This window comes from Terrabacter sp. P5_B1 (genome assembly GCF_056400505.1).
In genome coordinates, this window is the sequence record NZ_JBFULD010000252.1 from 1 (window position 1) to 6,383 (window position 6,383).

Below are 6,383 nucleotides of genomic sequence, written 5' to 3' on the forward strand. Positions count from 1 at the left end.
GCGTCGCACGCGGGCGCGACCTACGACCTGACCGGTCCGGAGGCGCTGACCTTCGCCGAGATGGCCGAGACGATCACCGAGGTCACCGGCCGGGAGGTGCGCTTCCACGACGAGACGCTCGAGGAGGCGTATGCCTCCCGCGCGGTCTACGGTGCGCCGGACTGGCAGGTCGACGCCTGGGTGTCGACGTACACCGCGGTGGCGGCAGGTGAGTTCGACGGCGTCAGCGGCGACGTCGAGCGCCTGACCGGTCGCCGGCCGCTCTCCCTGCGGCAGTACCTCGAGTCCCAGCGCACGTCGCGCTGACACCGGCACCCGCCGGGAGCGTTGGGTCAGCCGACGAGGTCGGCCGTCTGCCGGGCGATGGCGAGCTCCTCGTTCGTCGGCACCACGGCGACGACGACCCCGGCCCCGTCGGGTGAGATCACGCGGGCCTGCTGGGACCGGGCGGCGTTCCGCGCCCGGTCGACCGTGATCCCGAGCCCCTCGAGGCCCTCGGTGACGGCGGCCCGCAGGGAGATGCTGTTCTCCCCGACGCCGGCTGTGAAGACGAGCACGTCGATGCCGCCGAGGATCGCCAGGTAGGCGCCGACGTAGTGCTTGATCCGGTGGACGGCGACGTCGAACGCGAGGCGGGCGTCGGCCTCGCCCGCTGCCAGCCGTTGCTCGAGCTGGCGGAAGTCGTTGACCCCGCTGAGCCCCAGCAGCCCGGACCTCTTGTTGAGCACCGTGTCGATCTCGTCGAGCGAGAGCCCTGCCTCCCGGGCGAGGTATGCGTGCAGCCCGGGGTCGACGTCACCCGAGCGGGTGCCCATGACGAGGCCCTGCAGGGGCGTCAGGCCCATCGACGTCTCGACGGCCAGTCCGTGCCGCACCGCGGAGGCGGAACACCCGTTCCCGAGGTGGAGGATCACCTGACGGAGGTCACCGAGCGGACGGTCCAGCAGCTCCGCCGTGGCCTGGGCGACGTACTGGTGCGACGTTCCGTGGAAGCCGTAGCGGCGGATCGCGTGCTTCGCGGCGAGATCGCGCGGCACGGCATACGTCGACGCCTCGGCGGGCAGGGACGAGAAGTATGCCGTGTCGAAGACCGCGACGTGGGGCACGTCGAAGCGTGCCCGGGCCGCCTCGATCCCGGTGACGGCAGCCGGGTTGTGCAGTGGTGCAAGGGCGCTCAGCTCACGGATGCGGTCGAGGACGGCGTCGTCGATGACGACCGGCTCGGAGAAGTCGGGACCGCCGTGGACGACCCGGTGGCCGACGGCGCGCAGCGGCACCTCGTCGAGGACGATGCCGTCGTGTCGCAGCCGCTCGGCCATGGACCGGAGGGCGGCCGCGTGGTCGGCGACGACGCTCCCTGACTCGCCGATGCGTTCGACGAGTCCCCGGGCCTGCACCTCACCCGTCTCGGGCAGGAGCAGCTGGTACTTGAGCGACGACGAGCCCGCATTGAGGACGAGGACGGGTCGATCGTTCGTGGAACCGCTCACCGGTGCTCTCCCTGCTGCTTCGAGGTGCCCTGCGCCTGGACGGCGGTGATGGCGACGGTGTTGACGATGTCGTCGACGAGGGCGCCGCGGGAGAGGTCGTTGACCGGCTTGCGCAGGCCCTGGAGGACGGGCCCGACGGCGACGGCGTGCGCGCTGCGCTGGACGGCCTTGTAGGTGTTGTTGCCCGTGTTGAGGTCGGGGAAGACGAAGACGGTGGCGTGACCTGCCACCTCGGAGTCCGGCATCTTGGCCCGGCCGACGGTCGGGTCGATGGCCGCGTCGTACTGGATCGGCCCGGCGAGCGCGAGCTCCGGAGCCCGCTCGGCCACGAGCTCCGTTGCAGCCCGGACCTTCTCGACCTCGGCGCCGGACCCGCTGGACCCGGTCGAGTAGGACAGCATCGCGACCCGCGGCTCGATGCCGAACTGCTGAGCGGTCTGCGCCGACGAGATGGCGATGTCGGCGAGCTGCTCGGCGGTCGGGTCGGGGATGACCGCGCAGTCGCCGTAGACGAGCACCCGGTCGGCGAGGCACATCAGGAACACGCTCGAGACCGTCTTGACGCCCTCGGCCGTCTTGACGAACTCGAGCGCCGGCCGGATCGTGTGCGCCGTCGTGTTGACGGCGCCGGACACCATCCCGTCGGCGAGGCCGAGGTGGACCATCATCGTGCCGAAGTAGGAGATGCCCGTGACGACCTCGCGGGCGCGCTCGACGGTCATGCCCTTGTGACCGCGCGCGACGGCGTACTCCTGCGCGAAGCGCTCGACGAGGTCCGGGTCGGTGGGGGAGACGACGGCTGCGGCGTCGAGGTCGAGCCCGAGGGCCGAGCCGCGGGCCCGCACCTTCGTCTCGTCGCCGAGGAGGGTCAGGTCGGCGACACCGCGGCGCAGCAGGATGTCGGCTGCCTCGAGGATGCGGTCGTCCTGGCTCTCGGGGAGCACGATGTGCTTGCGGTCCGAGCGGGCGCGCTCCATGAGCTGGAACTCGAACATCAAGGGCGTGCGCACCTCGGAGGCCGACACGTCGATGGCCCGGAGGAGGGCCGCCTGGTCGACGCTCTCGGAGAAGAGTCGGCGCGCCGTCTCGATCTTGTTGCGCGAGGTCTTCGTCATCGGGCCGCGGACCTGCATGAGGCGCTCGGCCGTGCGGAAGGTGCCGTCGTCGGTGAGCGCGATCGGCAGGTCCTGCTGCACGCCGGCCGACAGCCGCGCGATGGTCTCGGGGATGGGGTAGCCACCCGTGAGGATGATGCCGGCGAGGGTCGGGAAGGTGCCGGACTGGTGGGCGAGCATGAGGCCGGGGATGAGGTCGGTCCGGTCGCTGGGCGCGATGACGGTGACGTCGGGGCCGAGCCGCGCGAGGACGTTGGGCAGGCTCATCGCCGCCACGATGAGGCCCAGGCTGTCGCGGTCCATCCACGACTCGCTGCCCAGGACGAGCTGAGCCCCGATGGCGTCGGCGAGCGCGCGGAAGCTCGGCGCCGAGAGCAGCGGGTTCTCGGGCATCGCGGCCGTGACGGGGAACGGGAGCGAGGCCAGCACCGAGCGGACCGCGTCGAGGTCGGCGGGCTCGACCCGGTTGGCGACGACGGCCACGGTCTGGGCGTGGTTGGCGCGCAGCTCGGAGATGGCACCGTCGACGGCGACCCGGATCTGGTCGGGCGTCCGGTCGCGGCCGTGCACGACGAGGACGACGGCCGACCCGAGGTTGGCGGCGACCCGGGCGTTGAAGGACAGCTCGGTGCCCGTCGAGACGTCGGTGTAGTCGGACCCGAGCACGAGGACGACCTCGAACCTCGCGCTGAGGGCGCCGAACCGCTCGACGATGCGGTGCAGCGCCTCGTCGGGGTCGTCGTGCGCCTGCGCGTAGGTCACCCCAAGGGCCTCGTCGTAGGTCTGCTCGACCCCGGGCTGGCTGACGAGCATGTCGACGATGTGGTCGACCTCGTCGTCGGGACCGGCGCCGCCCACCGTCGTCAGCGGGCGGAAGACGCCCACCGAACCGACCTCGCGCAGCAGGGCGTCGAGCAGCCCGAGAGCCACGGCGGACTTGCCCGTCAGACCCTCCGGCGAGGCGACGTAGACGCTTCGGCTCACGTGAGGAACCTATCGGTTCTGACGCGACCGACGCCGCACCTCGATCGTCGGTGGCTGTCGCAGCGACTGCCCCACGACGCAGTAGCGCTCGGTCGCGGCGGCGAGCCGGGCCAAGGTCGCGTCGTCGGCGTCGGTCGAGACCTCGGCCACGACGCGGGCTCCCAGCACGCCGACTGGCGCGGTCCGGTCGACGCCGAGGGTGCCGCGCGCGTCAAACGTCGCCTCGGCCCGCAGCGACACCTCGCGCAGGTCGACGCCGAACGCGAGCGACACGGCGTGCAGCGTGACACCTGCGCACGCCACGAGGGCCTCCATCAGCATGTCGCCGGAGCAGGCGTCCGAGCCGTCCCCGCCCGCGGCCGGGTGCAGTCCCGCCCGCACGGCGCCCGCTGCGGTGGGCACCTCGACGGTGACCGGCTCGCCGAAGACGGCGCTCGCCGAGACCGAGTGCACCGCGGCGTCCGGGTCCGCGCGGTAGCGCGCCTTGAGCGGCTCCTGCGCCGCGCGCAGCTCGTCGCGGTTCATCCCGCGCCGCTCCGGTTGCTGCTGGGTCATCGCCGGCTCCCGTCGTCCGAGTCTCGTCCCGACACCGTATGCCGGGTGGTCGCGCCGCGCTTGCGCCGCCGGCGCTACGCGCTCCCCCTGCTCACGCGGTGGTGGTCAGCCCGAGCCGCCGGACGAGCCGCACCGCGTCGTAGGGCGCGTGTCCCTTGGCGTCGTTGTCGAAGTAGACGTGCACGTCGTGACCGTCTTCCATCCAGTAGCGGCACGACTGCGCCCACCGGTCGAGGGACGCGTCGGTGTAACCGCTCGCATAGAGCTCGGTCTCGCCGTGCAGCCGCACGTACCGGAAGTCGCTCGTCGCGTCGTCCATGACGGGCCACTTGCCCGCGCTGTCCGCGATGACCATGGCCACGCCGTGCTCCGCACACAGCGCCCGCGCCTCGTCGGTGTCGAAGCTGTCGTGCCGCGGCTCGAGGGCGTGCCGCATCCGGACGTCGACCTCGCAGGTCGTGAGGATGCGGTCCTCCTTGAGCTTGTCGTCGTGCTTCTCGGCGAGCCGCGAGGCCTCGCCCGTCGACGTGGGCAGCAGCTCGAGGAAGTCCCGGACCCGCACCCGGTCGAAGCGGACGCGCTCGGGGAGCTGCCAGAGCACCGGCCCGAGCTGTGCCCCGAGCGCCAGCACGCCGCTCGCGAAGAAGTTGGCCAGCGGTGTCTCCACGTCGCGCAGGGCCTTCATGTGGGTGATGAAGCGTCCGCCCTTGACGGCGAGCACGACGTCGCTGGGCACGGCGGCCCGCCACGCGGCATACGAGCTCGGGCGCTGGAGGGAGTAGAACGAGCCGTTGACCTCGATCGACGTCATCCGCTCGGCGGCATACGTCAGCTCGAGGCGCTGGGGAAGGCCCTTGGGGTAGAAGTCGCCGCGCCATGAGGGGTAGCGCCAGCCGGAGACGCCGATCCGTGCGTGAGGCATGCTCCACCCTTACCCGCCCGACCCGGGTGAGCCGAGTCGGTGAGCGGAATCGGGACCAAGGGCCCGCACGTAGGCCCCACCCCGGCGGCGCCGCCGCGGCGAGCTGCAACCCAGCGCCTGCCGGCAGGACGACCCAGATTGCCCCGGCCAGTACAAGGCGTCGGGGTGGGCGCTCGACAAGGTCTTCGCCGCCAACTGAGGCAGCTGGTCACAGCGGCCGGCAGACGGGCGATGACAAAGGGCGAACCCCGCCCCTCCAGCGTGTTTCCGCAGGGGGACGGGGCTTCTGTCTGGTGGAGCTGAGGGGATTCGAACCCCTGACCTTCTCATTGCGAACGAGACGCGCTACCAACTGCGCCACAGCCCCTTGGTGCGGAAGGAACGATAACACCACGGTGACCGCCGCACCCAATCTGGCCGGCCCCGGCGGACGCCGCGTCGGGTTGCTCCGACGCGGCGCCCGGGCTACGGCTGGAAGGTGAGCACGAGGGCCGCCCACGTGCCCGAGGTGGTGCCGTTGGCCTGGAAGGTGCCGACTGCCGTGGGCAGCTGGTAGGCCCGGCCCAGGTTGGTGCTCGCCGCGGTCTGCGGGGTCAGCGCGGTCCAGGCGGACGTCCACGTCGGGTTGCTCGAGGACGTGAACGTGGAGACCGCCCCGAAGACGACCTCGCGGGCCGCCTTCGTGGGCAGCGTCGAGCCGGACGAGAACGACTGGCTCGTGCCCGTTGCCGACGCGACCTGGTCGACCTTGGTGACGCCGAGCAGGTCATCGGCCACCATCCGGTACGCCGTCGCGCCCGGGAACGTCACCGTGATCTTCGCGCCCGCTGGGAGCGGCTTGGCCGTGAGCCCGGTGAGGACCACGAGCCGGCCGCCGCTGACGGTCACCGAGTGCGCCACGGTGTATGTGTTGCCGGCCGTGTCGGTGGCGGCAACGGCGCCGTTCGCCGACTTCGCCAGCATCTCGAGCGTGACGACGACCAGGTGGTTCTGCTGCACGGTCGTCGTCGGGCCGAGGGTGATGACGCCGCTCGAGCCCGTCGTGGTGGACGAGGCGGTGCCGACGGTCCCGACGTAGCCGGGCAAGGGTGCCGACACGGTGACCGCCCTCGGTGCCGTGCTCGTGAGGCCTGACGTGTTGGTGACGGTGACGGTCACCGTGTAGGTGCCTGCGGTCGGGTAGGCGTGGGTGGCCGTCGGGGTCGCCGAGGCGGCCGTCGTCGTGCCGTCTCCCCAGGCGAACCCGTAGGTCAGGGCCTGGCCCTGCGGGTCGGTCGAGGCCGAGGCATCGGCCGCGACGGTCACCGGCGCGGTGCC

General features: G+C 72.0%; 5 protein-coding genes, 1 tRNA gene and 1 pseudogene. 1 reads left to right on the plus strand and 6 read right to left on the minus strand.

From position 1 onward, the window contains the following. Positions 1-306: pseudogene (locus tag AC1DP0_RS16260) on the plus strand (SDR family NAD(P)-dependent oxidoreductase); the annotation flags it as partial. 26 nt (positions 307-332) lie between these two features. On the opposite strand, the gene AC1DP0_RS16265 reads toward AC1DP0_RS16260, so the two are convergent. The 6 genes from AC1DP0_RS16265 to AC1DP0_RS16290 all read right to left on the minus strand — a co-directional run. Beyond that, the gene (locus tag AC1DP0_RS16265) at positions 333-1,490 is read right to left on the minus strand and encodes an acetate/propionate family kinase (RefSeq protein ID WP_478086104.1); all 1,158 of its coding nucleotides are present in this window, start codon (positions 1,488-1,490) and stop codon (positions 333-335) included. After that, the gene (gene pta / locus AC1DP0_RS16270; RefSeq protein WP_478086107.1) at positions 1,487-3,589 is read right to left on the minus strand and encodes a phosphate acetyltransferase; all 2,103 of its coding nucleotides are present in this window, start codon (positions 3,587-3,589) and stop codon (positions 1,487-1,489) included. The genes AC1DP0_RS16265 and pta overlap by 4 nt, the downstream gene beginning before the upstream one ends. 9 nt (positions 3,590-3,598) lie before the next feature. Next, entirely contained in the window at positions 3,599-4,144 is a 546-nt protein-coding gene (locus AC1DP0_RS16275; protein WP_478086110.1) for an OsmC family protein, read from the minus strand. Between the two features lie 91 nt (positions 4,145-4,235). Further along, positions 4,236-5,066, minus strand: coding sequence for a DUF72 domain-containing protein (locus AC1DP0_RS16280; protein ID WP_478086112.1), 831 nt, complete (start codon positions 5,064-5,066; stop codon positions 4,236-4,238). A 291-nt stretch (positions 5,067-5,357) separates the two neighbouring features. Beyond that, positions 5,358-5,433: transfer RNA gene (locus AC1DP0_RS16285), tRNA-Ala, on the minus strand. Between the two features lie 98 nt (positions 5,434-5,531). Next, positions 5,532-6,383 (minus strand): PKD domain-containing protein (locus tag AC1DP0_RS16290; protein WP_478086114.1); only part of this gene is annotated, 852 nt, incomplete at its 5' end.

What these genes read in the sequence shown, in the direction of transcription:
- AC1DP0_RS16280 (WP_478086112.1), bottom strand. Translation starts at nt 5,066, where the DNA reads ATGCCTCACGCACGGATCGGCGTCTCCGGCTGGCGCTACCCCTCATGG.
- AC1DP0_RS16275 (WP_478086110.1), bottom strand. Translation starts at nt 4,144, where the DNA reads ATGACCCAGCAGCAACCGGAGCGGCGCGGGATGAACCGCGACGAGCTG.